The sequence below is a fragment of the Arthrobacter sp. 10N43 genome (assembly GCF_056394525.1).
Genome location: NZ_JBFTIA010000010.1, coordinates 106360 through 123338 on the forward strand (window position 1 = coordinate 106360; position 16979 = coordinate 123338).

Consider the following 16979-nt stretch of genomic DNA (forward strand, 5'->3'; position numbering starts at 1 on the left):
AATCAGGCGTGGGACGGAACGGCGTGGGCACCGGCGTGGGTGGAGCCCTCGCGTGCCGCCGCGGCGACGGCGGAGGCGACGTCTCCGGCAACTTCGGGGTCGAAGACGCTGGGGATGATGTAGCTGGCGTTCAGTTCATCGTCCGCCACCCGGTTCGCGATCGCTTCCGCGGCGGCCACGAGCATGGCCGGGGTGATGTCGGCCGCTCCGGCGTCCAGCAGCCCGCGGAAGAAGCCGGGGAAGGCGAGCACGTTGTTGATCTGGTTGGGGAAGTCGCTGCGGCCGGTGGCGACGACGGCGGCGTGCCGGGAGGCGATGACGGGGTCGATTTCCGGCGTCGGGTTGGCCATGGCAAACACAATGGCGTCATCGGCCATCGAGGCAACCTGCTCCTCGCCGATCACGTGCGGGGCGCTGACGCCGATGAAGACGTCCGCGCCGCGGAGTGCCTCGTGCAGGGTCCCCGAGAAGCCCCGCTCGTTGGTGTTCTCGGCGATCCAGGTGCGGTGCTCGTCGTCGTACTGTTCGCCGAAGTGGATGGCTCCCGAACGGCCGGCCGCGATGATGTTCCGTGCCCCCTGGGCCTTCAGGAGCTGGATGATCGCGGAGCCTGCGGCGCCGACGCCGGAGACCACGATCCTGACCTCGGAGAGCTTCTTGTCCACAACGCGCAGGGCATTGACCAGGGCGGCCAGGGTGACGATCGCGGTGCCGTGCTGGTCGTCATGGAAGACCGGGATGTCGAGTTCCTCGCGGAGCCGGCTTTCGATCTCGAAGCAGCGCGGCGCGGCGATGTCCTCGAGGTTCACGCCGCCGTAGACCGGGGCGAGGGCCTTGACGATCATGATGATTTCCTCGGTGTCCTGGGTGTCCAGGCAGACCGGCCACGCGTCAACGTTGGCGAACTGCTTGAAGAGGGCTGCCTTACCCTCCATGACCGGGAGCGCGGCGGCCGGGCCGATGTTGCCCAGGCCCAGGACGGCCGATCCGTCCGTAACGACGGCGATCGTGTTGCGCTTGACCGTCAGGTTCCGCGCGGCGGCGGGGTCCTCGGCGATCGCCAGGCAGACGCGGGCGACGCCGGGGGTGTAGGCGCGGGAGAGGTCGTCGCGGTTGCGCAGGGCCACCTTCGGGACCACCTCGAGCTTCCCGCCAAGGTGCATGAGGAACGTGCGGTCCGAGACGTGCTGGACCGTGACGCCGTCGAGCGCGTTGAGCGCGTCCTTGACCCGGGCGGCGTGGGCGTCGTCGGTGGTGTTGCAGGTGACGTCGACCACCAGCGTCTCGTGGTGGGACTCTGTGACGTCCAGGGCCGTGATGGCTGCGCCTGCGGCGCCGACGGCGGCCGCGAGTTCGCTGGTTGCCGTGAAGCTGGACGGAGCTTGCACGCGCAGGGTGATCGAATTTCCGGGGCTGGGGTTCGCCATTGAGTTCCTCCTGGTATGGCCCGTGGGGGCCGCTTACGCTTCGACGGATGTTTTCGTATTATGGATATTATTATCTGCTTAGTGGAAAAACAACCCTTTGGGGATCATCGCCCCGGCGGGCCGGGTGCTGTATCTTGGATTTTCAGCCTTATTTCACGATGTGGATAAGAAATGTCGATGCCGACCGCGCAGGAGAGAATGGTTATGGCTGAAAAGCCCTCGGGAGGCGTGCAGTCCGTTGAGCGCGTCTTCGAACTTCTGGAACTGATTACCGATGCCGGCGGTGAAGTCACGCTCAGCGAGCTATCCAACTCCACCGACCTGCCCCTTCCCACCATTCACCGGCTCCTGCGCACCCTGGTGTCCCTGGGGTATATCCGGCAGCTCCCCAACCGCCGCTACGCGCTGGGGCCGCGGCTGATCCGGCTTGGGGAGGCGGCCAACAAGCAGCTCGGCTCCCTCGCCAGGCCGCAGCTCAAATCGCTCGTGGACCGGCTGGGCGAAACGGCGAACATGGGCGTCCTGGACTCCGACATGGTCATCTACGTCGCCCAGGTGCCCTCGCTGCACTCGATGCGCATGTTCACCGAGGTGGGCAAGCGCGGCTACATGCACGCCACCGGCATGGGCAAAGCGATCCTGGCCCAGCTGGACGACGCCACGGTCCGCGGGATCGTGGGACGCCAGGGCATGCCGACGCCCACGCCGAAGAGCATCAGCAACGTCGAAGCGCTGCTGGAAGACCTGGAACTCATCCGTCAGCGCGGCTACTCCATTGACGAGGAAGAGCAGGAGGTGGGCGTGCGCTGCTTCGCGATGGCCATCCCCGATGCCCCGACGCCGGCCGCCATCTCCGTCTCCGGACCGGTCTCCCGGGTGGACCAGGCCTTCGCGGACAAGGCCGTGCCCCTGCTGCGGGACGCCGCCCGGGCGATTTCGGACGAGCTCAAGCAGGGCTGAGCCCGGAACGCTTCCGGCCGCCGGGCCGGAAGCTTCCCGCAGGCACGACTGGCGGGGCCCACGGCTGTGGGCCCCGCCAGCGTCTGCGATCGCGGCGATGCCTGGCTGCCTAGTGCTCGTCCGCCGCGACTTTGGAGGATGCCACCGGGACTTCCTTGCCCTCGCAGTCGATCAGTTTGCCGTTCTCATAGCGGTCGCCCTCGGCCAGGCACTGGAGGTCCTCCTCGCGGATGACCCGGCCCGTCCCGGCCACGAAGACCGACTGGTTCTCCGAGTTGCCCTTCTTCAGGTGGTTGAAGAGCAGGTTCAGCGAGATGGCCATGACGGCGGCGGAGCTGATGCCGGAGTGGAAGATCGTTCCGAACCAGCTGGGGAACTTGTCGTAGAACGTGGGGGCGGCGATCGGGATCATCCCGAAGCCGATGGAGGCGGCGACGATGATCAGGTTCATGTTGTTCCGGTACTCCACCTTGGCCAGGGTGCGGATGCCGCTCGCGGCCACGGTGCCGAAGAGCACGATCCCGGCGCCGCCCAGGACGGCGGTGGGAACCGCCGCCACCACGCGGCCTAGCACCGGCAGCAGGCCCAGCAGCACCAGGATGACACCGCCCGCCGCCACGACGTAGCGGCTCTTGATCTTGGTGACGGCGACCAGGCCGACGTTCTGTGCGAACGCGCTCTGGGTGAAGGAGCCGAAGACCGGCGCCACCAGACTGGAGACCATGTCGGCCCGCAGGCCCGCAGCGATCCGCTTCGAGTCGACCCGGGTGCCCACGATCTCCCCGACGGCCAGGATGTCGGCCATGGTCTCGGTCAGGATCACCAGGACCACGATCAGCATGGAGATGATGGCGGCGGCCTCGAAGGTGGGGGCGCCGAGGTGGAACGGTGCGGGGAAGGCGACGATCGGGCCGTCACCGACCTTGGAGAAGTCCGCCATGCCGGTCGCCACGGCGATCCCCGTTCCTGCCACCATGGCCAGCAGGATGGAGAGGCGGGAAATGGTGGCACTGCCGACCTTGCTCAGCAGGAGCACGAGGGCCAGGGTAATGGCCGCCAGCCCGATGTTGGCCACGCTCCCGTAGTCCGGGGCCTTCTTGTTTCCACCCATGGCCCAGTTGGCCGCCACGGGCATCAGGGTGAGGCCGATGGTGGTGATGACCGTTCCCGTCACCACCGGCGGGAAGAACCGGACGATCTTGGAGAACACCGGGGCGATCAGCAGCCCGATGGCTGCCGAGGCGATGACGGCGCCGAACACGGCCGGCAGGCCGCCTCCGCCGGTGACGATGGCGACCATGGTCGCCACGCTGGCGAAGGAAACGCCCTGGACCAGGGGGAGCTGGGAGCCGAAGAACGGCACTCCCAGCGTCTGGAGCAGGGTTGCCAGGCCACCCATGAAGAGGGCGGCCGCGATCAGGACCCCGACGTCGGCCGGCGCCAGGCCGGCGGCCTGGCCAACGATCAGGGGGACGGCGATGATGCCGCCGTACATGGTCAGGACGTGTTGGAAGCCGTAGGCGAAGCTGCTTCCGATGGAGAGCCGTTCGTCTTCGGGGCGGGGCGTGCCGCCGGAAACTCCTGTGCCGCCGGTGCGTGGCAACCGTGCGGTCAATTTCTTGCGTGCGTTCATGGCAGACCTTCTTGGTTCATGGCGGACGTCGTCGTCCGGCTAACAATGTCTGGCTAACGGGTACTGGCTAAAGGGTGTTGATTGATGGGTGCTGAGGTGCTGAGGTGCTGAGGTGCTGAGGTGCCGGCCCGGTGGCCCGGGCCGGCTCCGGGGCTAATAGGGAGTCCCGGGGCCCGGGAGGCCTAGCAGAAGCCGGCGATCCCGTTCCAGGCGATCTCCGCGGGGCTGGCGTCATCGCGCTGGACGGTCGCCTCGATCAGGCCGTAGGGGCGGTCGGCAGCAAAGAAGACCTCGTTCGGGTTGTCCAGGCCGAAGGGCGAGAGGTCGACCAGGAAGTGGTGCTTGTTGGGCATGGAGAACTTGATCTCGTCGATCTCGGTGTGCGCTTCCAGGACCTTGGTGCCCATCTCGAACAGGGTCTGCTGCAGGGCGTGGGAGTACTTTTCGCTGAAGCCCTCCAGCAGCAGGCTCTTGACGTCCTCGTAGCTCTTGTTGAAGTCGAACGTGCTGAAATCGGTGCCGGTCCTGAAGCGCCAGCGGGCCGAGACGTCCGTGGCGAGGATGCGGTCCGCGGTCTCTGGGAGGGTGGTGTACTTGTCCCGCGGGAAGCCGCTGAATCCGGACTGGGTCGACTTCAGCACGGTGAGGTCCTTGAGCCCTGCGATGAGGTGCTCGGTGGCGCCGTCGCGGACGAGGACTGCGGTGCGGACTTCCTGGCCGCTGCGGACGAAGGAGTGGTCGTGCCCGGTGCCGTGGACCTGGATCCGGTCCCATTTGTAGGACTCGGCAGCCCAGCGGCCGCCGGTGACCCAGTCGAAGTTCGAGGTGAAGTGCTTGCCCAGCCGCAGCAGGAAGGCTTCCGGGGAGCCGATGCCGTCCCGGGCGAAGGCGTAGATCGTGTTCTTTTGGGTGTCCGTGGCCACCACGTGGCTGTTGTCGCCTTCGAGGTGGGCGTATGCGAAGTCTCCCCGGAGCTGCGAGGTGACGTTCAGGTCTTCGATCTCATGGCGGTCGGTGTCCCTGGTGATCTTGACGACCCGGACTTCGGCTTTTCCGTACTGGTTGTGGCCGAGGACGATCTTGTTGCTCATGGTCTGATTCCCAACTTCAGGTATGTGGCACCAAAGTCCCACATAGAAATTAAGCGCTTGTTTCCCGCGCGTTTCTTATTCCGTCGGCCCACAAAAAAGAGCCGACATCAGTTGATGCCAGCTCATTACGACCCTGCCTGCTGCTCCCAGGTTACGTGACCTGCGCCACGAATTGGGATTAAGCGTAGCCCGGTCCGGCGGTGGTGTACATCACTTTTTGAAAAATCGGATTGTGACCGCGAGGGTCCCGGCATGTCCCGGCATGCGACTGCAGCCCTGGGCCCACTCCTGGCCGCACCCTTGACCGGCGGTTCCCGCGCCACATAGACTTCCACATAACAAGAAATTACTTCCGAATTGTGGAACTTCTCGTAGAGCCGTGTCGACCGGTTTGATCCGGCGCAACGAACGCATCGAAGCGGCCACACACAACGAATGCCACACAAGCTATGAGGGGGAGTCCATGGACTCGCAGGAGAAGGACAGCACCACCATTGAATTTCCCGCGCCTGAAGTTCCGGCGCCCGAATTTCCGGCCCCGGGCCAGGAGCTGTACCTGCCGTTCGGCGGCACGGACCCGGACTTCTACATTCCGGCCGAGTGTGAGCGCAGGGACCGGGGCTTTTCCCGCTGGCTGCGCTCGCTGCCGCTCTTCGGGCGGTAGCCGCCCCGGGCGGCGGCCCCTCCTGTGGCGCGGTCGGCGCTTCCGGGGGTGCGACGGCAGGGCGTGACGGCCCGGAAACAGAGATTTCACACAACGAAACCGGGCTTCCCCTAAATTGGGGGCGCCGCGCGGACGTCCCGGTGCTACTGTCAGTCTTGCCAACGGCGGGCGGCCCGGTCCCGGGACGCTATCTACCAGGCGCAACCTTCAAGGCACATGCTGAAGACTGGTCACCGTCGCATCCGGCCCTTGCGTTCCCGCAGCGGTGTACCGGCTTCCGCAGGTAGGGAGTGGCAGCGTGAGAGCAACCGATACGGCCCAGAAGTTCCTGGCGAGGTCCATCGAATTGGCCACGGCCAACGTCCTGGACAGCGGCGGCCCGTTCGGCGCCGTCGTGGTCACCGCGGAGGGCCAAGCGTTCGACGGCGTCAACCGCGTCACCGCCACCAACGATCCCACCGCGCACGCCGAAGTCACTGCCATCCGGCGGGCCTGCCGCGAACTTGGCACATTCGATCTCAGCGGCGCCACGCTCTACTGCAGCTGCGAGCCGTGCCCCATGTGCCTGGCGTCAGCGCTGTGGGCGCGGGTGTCGCGCGTGGTGTTCGCCGCGGACCGGCACGATGCCGCGTCGGCCGGCTTCGATGATGCCGTCTTCTACGAATACTTCGAAAACGATCAGCGCGACGCGCTCATGCCGGTGGGCAGGCTGGAACTGACCGACCCGCACGCCCCCGCGGTCCTGGACCCCTTCAATGCCTGGAACTCGCTCAAGTCCAGGACCGAGTACTAGCGCCGGGGCCTGCGGCAATGTTGGATCTGCTCCCGCACCTGGCCACCTGGCGGCCGGCCGCCTCCGGGCAGCGCTGCGCGGTGGCCACCGTGGTGGGCACGTCAGGATCGGTGCCGAGGCCCGTGGGCACGTCCATGCTGGTTTCCGACGCCGGCGAAGTGCTGGGCAGCCTGTCCGGCGGCTGCATTGAAGGGGCCGTCGTGGAGTCGGCCCTGGAGGCACTGCGCGACGGCGGGACGCGCCGGGAGTTCTTCGGCTACAGCGCCGAGGACGCGTTTGCCGCCGGCCTGACCTGTGGCGGCGGGCTGGAAATCCACATCGAACCCCTGGGCTCCGGGCCCGGCCGGCTGCGGCTGGAGAGCCTGCACGGCCTGGCTCGGCGGCAGCCGGGCAGCGGGGCGGCGCTGATCCGCAGGGTGGACGCCGGCGGGGGCGGCGCCGTCGTGGTTGCTGACCCCCCGGCCTTCCAAGCGGTGCAGTCCGCCGAACTGGCCGCGCTGCTGGGAGCTGAACTGCCGGGGGCCCCCGGCCCCGCCGGTGCCTCGCGCATGCTGGTGGCAGCGGCAGCCCAGCTGGAACCGCTGCTGCGGGGAGGCCGCACCGGGCTGGTCCGGCTCGCGTCTGCGGGGGATTGCCGGCCGGAGCCCGTGAGCCTGCTGGTGGAGAGCCGGCTGCCCGCGCCGCGCCTGCTGATCTTCGGCGCCAATGACTTTGGTGCGGCACTGCTGCCGGCCGCGAAACTCCTGGGCTTCCACGTCACGTTGTGCGATGCGCGTCCGGCCTTCGCGCAGCAGGACCGGTTCAGCGCCGCGGACGAAATCGCCACGGCCTGGCCGCACCGGTACCTCGCGGACCAGGTGGGGGCCGGGCGCACCGATTCCCGGACGGCCATCTGCGTGCTCACGCATGATCCGAAATTCGATGTCCCGCTCCTGCAGGCCGCGCTTGCCCTGGATGTGGCCTACGTCGGTGCCATGGGGTCCAGGCGCAGCCACAGCGCCCGGATCGATGCCCTGCGGCGGACCGGTGTGGCCGAACGGGACCTGGCCCGGCTGCACTCGCCCATCGGCCTGGACCTCGGCGCCGTCACGCCGGAAGAGGTGGCGGTGTCCATCGCGGCGGAAATCGTGGCCAACCGGAGCGCGTCCGCCGGGCTGGCCCAGGGCAGCGTGTCCCTCAAGGACGCCAGCGGCCCGATCCACCACTATGCTCCAGCTCATCACGACAGCAGCTACCCCGACAGTAACCACCCCGACAGCAGCGCCGGCATCCCGGTACGTCAGGAGGCCCCATGGACATGAACACCATCGAAGCCGTGGTCCGCACAACGGATCCGGCCGACTGGCGCGAAGGGGACGCCTGGCTCGCCGGGGGAACCGTGCTGTTCTCCGCCGGGAGCCCCGCCGCCGGGGAGGAGCCGCTCTGGCGTCTCCTGGACCTCGGCGGAACGGACTGGACGCCCCTGGCCGTCTCGCCGGCGGGCATCGAGCTGGCGGCAACCTGCACCATCGCGCAACTCTATGCTTTCCCCGATTCGGATGCCGGCCGGGGGCTGGCCGGGGACTGGCCCGGCGTGGAGCTCGTCCGGCCGTGCTGCGAGTCGTTTGTGGCGTCCTTCAAGGTCTGGAACATGTCCACGGTGGGCGGCAACCTGTGTACCGCCCTGCCTGCCGGGCCCATCATCTCGCTCTGCGCGGCGCTCGAGGGCACAGCCACCATTTTGGGCCCCGGCGGCGGCGCCCGCACGCTTCCGGTGCTGGACTTCGTCACGGGCGACGGAACCAACGCCCTCGCTCCCGGCGAGCTCCTGCGCAGCGTGAGCATGCCGGCGTCGGCCCTGTGCTCCCGGGTGGCGTTCCGTCGGCTGTCGCTAAGCAACCTGGGCAGGTCCGCGGTGCTGCTGATCGGCAGGCTCGACGCCGGCGGCAGGCTGGTCCTGACCGTCACCGCAGCGACTAGACACCCTGTCCAGCTGCGCCTGAAAACCAGTGCTGCGGCGCCCGCGGACGCTCTCCCCGGGGTCCTTACTGGGGCCCTTGCCGGGGCCCTGGATGCCGCAATCCCGGACGAGCTGTACCACGACGACGTCCACGGCCTGCCCGAATGGCGCAAGGACATGACGTACCGGCTGGCCCACGAAATCCTGGCCGAACTCACCGGCCCGGCAGGCCACGAGCCGCCGCGGGTATCCGGTGACTTCTGGCCGCCGCGGGGCAGGCCCTTGCCCGCCGCGTTCCGGGCGGAAGGGGCCTGACCATGGCAGCTGAGATCAACCGCCCCATCGAGATCAACGGCGCCCCGGCGCCGGCCGAACCCCGCCCGGGCCAGTGCCTGCGGACGTTCCTGCGTGAGCAGGGGAACCTGGGCGTGAAGAAGGGCTGCGACGCCGGCGACTGCGGCGCGTGCACGGTGCACGTGGACGGGATGCCCGTGCACAGCTGCATCTATCCCGCCGTCCGCGCGGAGGGCCGGGCCGTCACCACCATCGAAGGCCTGGCCGCCACCTGCGCCTCCGATGCCTCCCAGGCTGCTGACGCCCCCGCCGGCGCCGCGCTCCACCCGATGCAGCAGCAGTTCCTGGACCGGCAGGGCTTCCAGTGTGGTTTTTGCACGGCCGGCCTGGTGATGACGGCGGCCGCCTTCGACGACGGGCAGAAGGCGGACCTGCCCCGCAACCTCAAGGGCAACCTGTGCCGGTGCACGGGATACCGCGCCATCGAGGACGCCGTCTGCGGGGAGGCCGCGCACGGCAAATCCAGGCACCCGGACCCCGCCGGCTCGGGATCCGGGATCGCCGGGCCGGGCCAGCCGGAGCCACGCCCCGGGCAGCTGGGAGACGACGTTCCCGCCCCCGCCAGCCTCGCCGTCGTCACCGGACAGGCCCGCTACACCCTGGACGTCCCGGCCGGGGAACTGCCCGGGTTGCTGCACATGAAGCTGCTGCGCTCCCCGCACGCCCACGCCCGCATCCGCTCCATCGACGCGGCGGCCGCGCTGGCCATTCCCGGAGTCGAAGCGGTCCTTACCCACCGTGACTCCCCGTCGCAGCTGTTTTCCACCGCCCAGCACGAGCTCTACACCGACGACCCGGACGACACCCTCGTGTTCGACGACGTCGTGCGGTTCACCGGCCAGCGGGTCGCCGCCGTCGTCGCCGTGACCGTGGCGGCGGCGGAGGCGGGCGTGCGGGCCCTCAAGGTTGACTACGAACTGCTGGAGGCTGTCTTCACCCCGGAGCAGGCCATGCTCCCCGGCGCCCCAGCCATCCACGGAGACAAGGACGCGGCCACGGCCCGCATCAGCCAGCCGGAACGCAATGTCGTGGCGGAACTGCATTCCGAGCTCGGCGATGTGGCGGCCGGCTTCGCCGCCGCGGACTTCATCCACGAGCACACCTACCGGACCCAGCGGGTGCAGCACATGGCGCTTGAAACCCATGCGTCCATCGCCTCCGTCGGCGGCGACGGGCGGCTGCTGATCCGCACCTCCAGCCAGGTCCCGTTCCTGGTCCGGCGGACCCTGGCCCGGGTCTTCGGCCTGCCCGAGGAGCAGATCCGGGTGGTGGCGGGACGGGTGGGCGGCGGGTTTGGCGGCAAACAGGAAGTGCTCACCGAGGACGTCGTCACGCTGGCCATCCTGAAGCTCAACCGGCCCGTGCAGCTTGAATTCACCCGGACCGAACAGTTCACGGCAGCCACCACCAGGCATCCGTTCACCATCCATCTCAAGGCCGGCGCCAGCCGCGACGGCCGGTTGACCGCACTGCAGCTGGAGGTGCTCACGAATACCGGCGCCTACGGCAACCACGCGCCCGGAGTGATGTTCCACGGCTGCGGCGAGTCGCTGGGGGTGTACAAGTGCGCCAACAAGAAAGTGGACGCCCACGCCGTGTACACCAACACCGCGCCCTCGGGCGCTTTCCGCGGCTACGGGCTGAGCCAGATGATCTTCGCGATCGAATCCGGCATCGACGAGCTCGCGACCGGGATCGGCATGGACCCCCTGGAGTTCCGCCGCCGGAACATGGTCCGGGAAGGCGACGACATGCTGTCCACCCGGGACGAGCCCCAGGAGGACGTCCGCTACGGCAGCTACGGCCTGGACCAGTGCACCAAGCTGGTGGAGGATGCCCTGGCACGCGGCCTGGAACGCGACCGCGCGGCCGGCCACCACACCCTGGGACCGGACTGGATGGTCGGGCAGGGGACGGCCCTGTCCATGATCGACACCGTCCCGCCGCGCGGCCACTTTGCCCACTCCAGGCTCCGGCTCCTGCCGGACGGAACGTACGCCGCCGACGTCGGGACGGCAGAATTCGGCAACGGCACCACCACGGTCCACGCGCAGCTCGCGGCCACGGCGCTGTCCACCGACGCCGCACGCGTCACCGTTCGGCAGTCCGACACCGACCTCGTGGACCATGATTCCGGTGCGTTCGGATCCGCCGGCACCGTGGTGGCGGGCAAGGCGACGCTGGCGGCCGCCGAGGACCTCGCCGTCCGCATCCGCGGTTTCGCCGCCGGCATCCGCGGGGTTCAGTCCTCCCGCTGCCTGCTGGACGGGGACGCCGTGGTCTGTGAGGGGACCCGGGTGCCGCTGACGGAAATTTACGACGCCGCGGCGGAAGCCGGCGTCGAGCTCGCCGCCGAGGGGCATTGGGGCGGGACGCCGCGTTCGGTGGCGTTCAACGTCCAGGGCTTCCGGGTGGCCGTGAATGCCGGGACGGGGGAGCTGCGGATCCTGCAAAGCGTGCAGGCGGCCGACGCCGGCGTGGTGGTCAATCCGCGCCAGTGCCGCGGCCAGATCGAGGGCGGGATCGCGCAGGCCCTCGGCTCTGCGCTGTACGAGGAAGTCAAGGTCGACGACGCCGGCCGCGTCACCACCGACGTCCTGCGGCAGTACCACGTCCCCACGTTCGCGGACGTGCCGCGCAGCGAGGTGTACTTCGCCGACACGGCCGACAAGCTGGGCCCGCTGGGCGCGAAGTCGATGAGCGAGAGCCCGTTCAATCCGGTGGCGCCGGCCCTGGCGAACGCCATCCGGAACGCCACCGGCGTGAGGTTCTCCCAGCTGCCGATCTCCCGGGACAAGATCTACCTCGGCCTCAAAGCGGCCGGGCTCGTCCCCTCCCGCTAAAACCAACTTGGGGGTCGTAGCAACCGTTTGTGACTTGCCGTAATCCGGTAACCCTTGACCGATGCGTGATCCAGGTCATACCGTTATTTCACTACCCGATACCCATCTTCCGCATTGTGGAATTAGAGCAACGACGCTCCTGCCGGTTGTTTCCGGCGAAATCCCAATGCGGAATGCATGGAAGACATCTTCAAGAAGCGAGATCACGATGCAGACGACCCCGTTGACCGGCGTCGACCCGGCACCCGACACCGCAGCTGACTTGGGCAAAGCTACCCACCCTTCCATGGGTGTCGACGCCCTTTGCGATGCAGCCAGCGCCGCCTCCGGCCGAACGATCAGCCCCTCCCTGTACAACATCGACCTTGCCCCGACGAAGCGGGAAGGTCGTCGCTGGACCAGTTACAGCATTTTCACCCTCTGGGCCAACGACGTCCACAGCCTTGGAAACTATGGCTTCGCCATCGGGCTCTTCGCGCTCGGACTGGGCGGCTGGCAGATCCTTCTCGCCTTGGGAATCGGGGCCGTCCTGCTGTTTGCGCTGCTCAGCTTTTCTGGCTTCATGGGCGTCAAGACCGGTGTCCCGTTCCCCGTCATGAGCCGGATCAGCTTCGGCATCAGGGGAGCCCAGATCGCCAGCCTTCTGCGCGGGGCAGTGGCCGTGGCATGGTTCGGTATCCAGACCTACCTGGCGTCAGTGGTGCTCCGCGTCATGCTCGTGGCCATGGTTCCCTCGCTGCGGGACCTGGACGCCAACTCCCTCCTCGGCCTCTCCACGCTGGGCTGGGCATCATTCGTGTTCCTCTGGATCGTCCAGCTGGTCATCGTCAGTTTCGGCATGGAAATGATCCGCAAGTATGAGGCCTTCGCCGGGCCCATCATCCTGGTGACCATGGCGTCCATCGCCGTCTGGATCTTCGTCGAAGCCGGCGGTTCCATCGCCTGGGCCTCGAACAACCCCCTCGAAGGCGCCGAAATGTGGCGCACCATCTTTGCCGGCGGTGCTCTGTGGGTGGCCATCTACGGCACGTTCGTCTTGAACTTCTGTGACTTCACCCGGTCCGCCGTCTCCAAGAAGGCCGTGGTGCGGGGCAACTTCTGGGGCATCCCCATCAACATGCTCCTCTTCGGCGCGATCGTGGTGGTCATGGCCGGTGGCCAGTTCAAGATCAACGGCACGGTCATCGAGAGCCCGTCGGACATCGTCCAGACCATCCCGAACACGCTGTTCCTTGTCCTGGCCTGCCTGGCGCTGCTGATCCTGACCATCGCCGTGAACCTGATGGCCAACTTTGTGGCTCCCGTCTACGCCCTGACCAACCTCTTTCCGAAGCACCTGAACTTCCGCAAGGCGGCCTGGGTCAGCGGCACGATCGGCCTCGTCATCCTGCCGTGGAACCTCTACAACAACCCGCTCGTGATCGTGTACTTCCTGGGAGGACTCGGAGCGCTGCTCGGCCCTCTCTTCGGCGTCGTGATGGCCGACTACTGGCTGCTGCGCCGCGGCAGGGTCAACGTGCTGGAGCTCTACACCGAGAACCCGGCAGGAGCCTACTACTACAAGAACGGCTTCAATCCCCGGGCGATCATCGCCATGGTGCCGGCCGCCTGCGTTGCGCTCCTGGTCGCCTTTGTTCCGGCGCTCGACGCCGCCGCCCCGTTCGCGTGGTTCGTCGCAGCCGGAATCGCCGCGGTTGTCTACTACGTCATTTCGGACCGCTCCCAGCGGCTGGACGACGTCGACGGCGAGGCAATCGCCGTCGCCAGCACCCACTGACCCCCGTCTGAAAGCCGAAAAGCACAATGCGCATTCTTGTCGCCAACGTCAACACCACCCAGTCCATGACGGACTCCATCGCCGAGCAGGCACGCCAGGCCGCGCTTCCGGACACGGAAATCGTCGGGCTCACTCCCCGCTTCGGAGCGGACTCCTGTGAGGGAAACTTTGAAAGCTACCTCGCCGCGATCGCCGTCATGGACGCGGTCCTGTCCTACCCGGAGCCGTTCGACGCCGTTGTCCAGGCCGGCTACGGCGAGCACGGCCGCGAAGGGCTCCAGGAGCTCCTCGACGTTCCGGTCGTGGACATCACCGAGGCGGCCGCGAGCACCGCAATGTTCCTTGGCCATAAGTACTCAGTGATCACCACCCTGGACCGTGCCGTTCCGCTGATCGAGGACCGGCTGAAGCTGGCCGGCCTCGACGCCCGGTGCGCCTCGGTCCGGGCCAGCGGCATGGCCGTCCTGGAACTGGAGGAGCATCCGCAGCGTGCAGTGGAGGCCATCATCGAACAAGCGCTGCTGGCCGTCCGGGAGGACAAAGCGGAAGTCATTGTCCTCGGCTGCGGCGGCATGGCCGGGCTGGACGAGGAGATCCGGAAGCGTGCCGGCGTCCCTGTGGTGGACGGCGTGGCTGCCGCCGTCACTATCGCTGAATCGCTGGTCCGGCTGCGGCTGAGCACGTCCAAAGTCCGGACCTATGCCACCCCGCGCCCCAAGTCGGTCATCGGCTGGCCGCTGGTGGCAGCCCCCGCACCGGCCACGCCGTGATCCGAACCAGACAGCTCCCGACGACGTCGGATCCCTCATGTGGAGACCGCTAACGGCCTATAGTCGGACGATGGAACAGCGAATCTTGGGCAGGACCGGACGTAATGTCTCCATCGTTGGCTTGGGGACCTGGCAACTGGGCGCCGACTGGGGCAACGTGGACCCAGCTCAGGCGCAGGCCATCCTGGCGGCCTCCGTGGAAGCTGGTGTCACGTTCTTCGACACCGCGGACGTCTATGGCGACGGCCGCAGCGAGCAGGCCATCGGGGCGTTCCTGGCAGACAACCCCGGCCTGGACATCACGGTGGCCACCAAGATGGGCCGCCGCGCGGAGCAGCGCCCGGAGAACTACAACCTCGCCAACTTCCGCGCATGGACGGACCGGTCGCGGCGCAACCTGAGCGTCGAGCAGCTGGATCTGGTCCAGCTGCACTGCCCGCCCACGGCCGTGTACAGCAACACCGAGGTCTACGACGCGCTGGACACGCTCGTGGCCGAGGGCGTCATCCGCAACTACGGCGTCAGTGTGGAACGGGCCGAGGAAGCCCTCGAGGCAATCCGCCACGAAGGCACGGCCACAGTGCAGATCATCTTCAATGCCTTCCGGCTCAAGCCGTTGGACGAGGCGCTGCCCGCGGCTGAGGCCGCAGGGGTGGGCATCATCGCCCGCGTCCCGCTCGCCTCCGGGCTGCTCTCCGGCAAATACACCGCGGAGACGTCCTTCGCGGCGGACGACCACCGGAATTACAACCGCACCGGATCGGCGTTCGACGTCGGGGAAACCTTCTCCGGCGTGGACTTCGGGCAAGGCCTCAAAGCGGTGACCGAGTTCGAGGAACTGGTGCCCGACGGCGTCAGCACCGCCCAGGCGGCCATCGCCTGGATCGCGGCGCAGGACGGCGTCAGCACGGTGATCCCGGGCGCGCGGAACGTGGACCAGGCGCGCGCCAACGCCGCCGCGGCGGATGCCAGCGGCATTGACGCAACGTTCGACGTCGGCGTCCGCGAAATCTATGACCGCTACTTCCGCGAATCGATCCACCCCCGATGGTAGGACTGGACCGTGGCTGCCGTAGCGGATCGGGCCGGTGAATGACTGCTTCCATCAGGGCCTTCGTCGAGCGGCTGGCATCCGTGGAGACCGGCCCGGGATGCAACAATTTCTTCGACTTTAGCGAAGCCGGCAATGCCCAGCGGCGCCGGAACCTGGAGCTCTATCTGCAGGAAATGCTGGACAGGCGTCCGAAGGTGCTGCTGTTGGGCGAAGCGCCGGGCTTCCGCGGTATGCGAATCACCGGAGTTCCGTTCACCAACCGCACCATGTTCGAGGGAGACGCCAACTCATTCGGGCTGTTCGGGCCGGGGAAGGGCTACGCGCTGCCGGCAGATGCCGCGGGAATCGCGGCGGAACCGACGGCCACGGTGATGTGGGAGGTGCTGGCCGAACTGGAATTCTTGCCGCTGCTGTGGAGTGCCTGCCCGTGGCACACGCACGTACCTGGCCGGCCGCTGTCCAACAGAACGCCAAGGGCCTCCGAAGTTGCCCTTGGAACTCCGTTTTGGCAGGCGCTGACGGAAGCGTTTCCGATCGAATCCGTGGTGGCCGTGGGCAATGTGGCGCACCGCAGCCTGCAGCTCAGTGGCCTGGGCGTGCCGAAAGTCAGGCATCCCGCCCACGGCGGCAGGGCCGGGTTCAAGCTTGGCCTGCAGGAGCTTTTAGCCTGCCTGTGCTAAAACCGGTGTTGCTGACCCCGTTGCTATTGGGGACCCGAGTCCAGAAGGTGCAGCTGGTCGGGGGAGTCGAGGTCCTCGCCGCCGGAGAGGTCGCTGCAGTCCACCAGGTCAACCAGGTCCGGGTGCTCCTGCAGGAAGACGCGCGCTCCGGCGTCGCCCGTTGCCGTTTCCGCGGCTTCGGCGCGAAGGCCGGCGTCGAGCAGCAGCGGATGCCCCCACCGCAGCTTGCCCTCCGCATCGCGATAGGCGGCGGCCGTCACGCGGCCCGGCCGGTGGGCTGCCAGCAGCCGGGCGACGGCCTCCGGGCCCAGGCCCGGCTGGTCCACCAGCGCGATCAGCACGTGGTCCGCCGGGTCCGCCGTGGCAACGCCGGCCCGGAACGAGCCGCCCATCCCGGTAGCCCAGTCGGGGTTTTCGATGACCGTGTGCCGGTCGAGGTCGGTGGCGGCGCGGACCCTGGCCGCGTCGGCGCCCAGGACCACCACGACTTCACGGCAGCCGCCGTCGAGCAGCACCGCGGCGAGCACTTCAACCAGCGTGCGGCCCCGGAACGGGAGCAGCGCCTTGGGTCCGAGGCCCAGCCGGGTCCCGGCTCCGGCGGCGAGCAGGACCGCCGTCGTCCGTGTCGACGTCGTCTGTGCCGCCGTCGTGAGCCGTTCCGATGAGTCAGCCATGGCCCCAGCCTATGCAACCGCCAGCCTATCCAGCCCATATAACAGTTGACGGCAGTGTTCCTGGGGAACACTGCCGTCAACTGCCTGATCGATGGGGTCAGGCGTCGCCGCCCGCTCCGCCGGTGGTCCCGGCGTTGACATCCAGGAGCTTGTAACGGTCCATCGCGTAGCCGGGCGCCTGGGCGTCGACTTCGCCGCGGCGGGCGAGCATCTGCAGGGAACGGACCACCACGGAGTGGATGTCGTTCTTGAAGAAGCGGCGTGCCGCGGCGCGGGTGTCGGAGAAGCCGAAGCCGTCGGCGCCGAGCGAGGCGAACTCG

General features: G+C 67.9%; 15 protein-coding genes. 10 read left to right on the forward strand and 5 right to left on the reverse strand.

The genetic code is table 11. The features are described 5' to 3' along the window. Positions 1–2 precede the first annotated feature (2 nt). Positions 3–1427: an NAD-dependent malic enzyme gene (locus AC1DDO_RS17860; protein WP_441409642.1), complete on the reverse strand. Its 1425-nt coding sequence runs from the start codon at positions 1425–1427 to the stop codon at positions 3–5. 204 nt (positions 1428–1631) lie between these two features. On the opposite strand from AC1DDO_RS17860, the gene AC1DDO_RS17865 reads away from it, so the two are divergent. Next, positions 1632–2387: an IclR family transcriptional regulator gene (locus tag AC1DDO_RS17865; RefSeq protein WP_476869735.1), complete on the forward strand. Its 756-nt coding sequence runs from the start codon at positions 1632–1634 to the stop codon at positions 2385–2387. Between the two features lie 109 nt (positions 2388–2496). On the opposite strand, the gene AC1DDO_RS17870 is transcribed toward AC1DDO_RS17865, so the two are convergent. After that, complete coding sequence (locus tag AC1DDO_RS17870) at positions 2497–4020, reverse strand: nucleobase:cation symporter-2 family protein (protein ID WP_476972439.1); 1524 nt, start codon at positions 4018–4020, stop codon at positions 2497–2499. Between the two features lie 182 nt (positions 4021–4202). Next, positions 4203–5111 carry a factor-independent urate hydroxylase gene (pucL, locus tag AC1DDO_RS17875; RefSeq protein WP_476972440.1) on the reverse strand — a complete coding sequence of 303 codons (909 nt, stop codon included), beginning with the start codon at positions 5109–5111 and terminating at the stop codon, positions 4203–4205. Positions 5112–5490: 379 nt separating this feature from the next. Here pucL and AC1DDO_RS17880 point away from each other — a divergent pair, with 379 nt between their 5' ends. From AC1DDO_RS17880 to AC1DDO_RS17920, 9 genes are all read left to right on the forward strand, one after another. Further along, positions 5491–5775 (forward strand): hypothetical protein, encoded by a 285-nt coding sequence (locus tag AC1DDO_RS17880; RefSeq protein WP_476972441.1) that lies wholly within the window; start codon positions 5491–5493, stop codon positions 5773–5775. Between the two features lie 298 nt (positions 5776–6073). After that, positions 6074–6568 carry a nucleoside deaminase gene (locus tag AC1DDO_RS17885; RefSeq protein ID WP_476972442.1) on the forward strand — a complete coding sequence of 165 codons (495 nt, stop codon included), beginning with the start codon at positions 6074–6076 and terminating at the stop codon, positions 6566–6568. Positions 6569–6585: 17 nt separating this feature from the next. Continuing rightward, positions 6586–7869 carry an XdhC family protein gene (locus tag AC1DDO_RS17890; protein WP_476972443.1) on the forward strand — a complete coding sequence of 428 codons (1284 nt, stop codon included), beginning with the start codon at positions 6586–6588 and terminating at the stop codon, positions 7867–7869. Next, on the forward strand, positions 7860–8822 hold the full coding sequence (locus AC1DDO_RS17895; protein ID WP_476972444.1) for an FAD binding domain-containing protein: 963 nt from the start codon (positions 7860–7862) through the stop codon (positions 8820–8822). Before AC1DDO_RS17890 ends, AC1DDO_RS17895 begins: the two co-directional genes overlap by 10 nt. Before the next feature lie 2 nt (positions 8823–8824). Further along, entirely contained in the window at positions 8825–11704 is a 2880-nt protein-coding gene (locus AC1DDO_RS17900) for a molybdopterin-dependent oxidoreductase (RefSeq protein ID WP_476972445.1), read from the forward strand. Between the two features lie 208 nt (positions 11705–11912). Beyond that, positions 11913–13481 carry an NCS1 family nucleobase:cation symporter-1 gene (locus AC1DDO_RS17905; RefSeq protein ID WP_476972446.1) on the forward strand — a complete coding sequence of 523 codons (1569 nt, stop codon included), beginning with the start codon at positions 11913–11915 and terminating at the stop codon, positions 13479–13481. 26 nt (positions 13482–13507) lie between these two features. Further along, the gene (locus tag AC1DDO_RS17910; protein WP_476869836.1) at positions 13508–14251 is read left to right on the forward strand and encodes an aspartate/glutamate racemase family protein; all 744 of its coding nucleotides are present in this window, start codon (positions 13508–13510) and stop codon (positions 14249–14251) included. A 70-nt stretch (positions 14252–14321) separates the two neighbouring features. Next, positions 14322–15305: an aldo/keto reductase gene (locus AC1DDO_RS17915; RefSeq protein WP_476972447.1), complete on the forward strand. Its 984-nt coding sequence runs from the start codon at positions 14322–14324 to the stop codon at positions 15303–15305. A gap of 38 nt (positions 15306–15343) precedes the next feature. Then, a complete protein-coding gene (locus AC1DDO_RS17920) occupies positions 15344–15985 on the forward strand; it encodes a uracil-DNA glycosylase (protein ID WP_476972448.1) in 642 nt (213 codons plus the stop codon). Positions 15986–16008: 23 nt separating this feature from the next. On the opposite strand, the gene nboR is transcribed toward AC1DDO_RS17920, so the two are convergent. Continuing rightward, on the reverse strand, positions 16009–16659 hold the full coding sequence (gene nboR / locus AC1DDO_RS17925; protein WP_476972449.1) for a nicotine blue oxidoreductase: 651 nt from the start codon (positions 16657–16659) through the stop codon (positions 16009–16011). Between the two features lie 97 nt (positions 16660–16756). Further along, on the reverse strand, positions 16757–16979 hold a 223-nt coding region (locus AC1DDO_RS17930; protein ID WP_476972450.1), incomplete at its 5' end, for a hypothetical protein.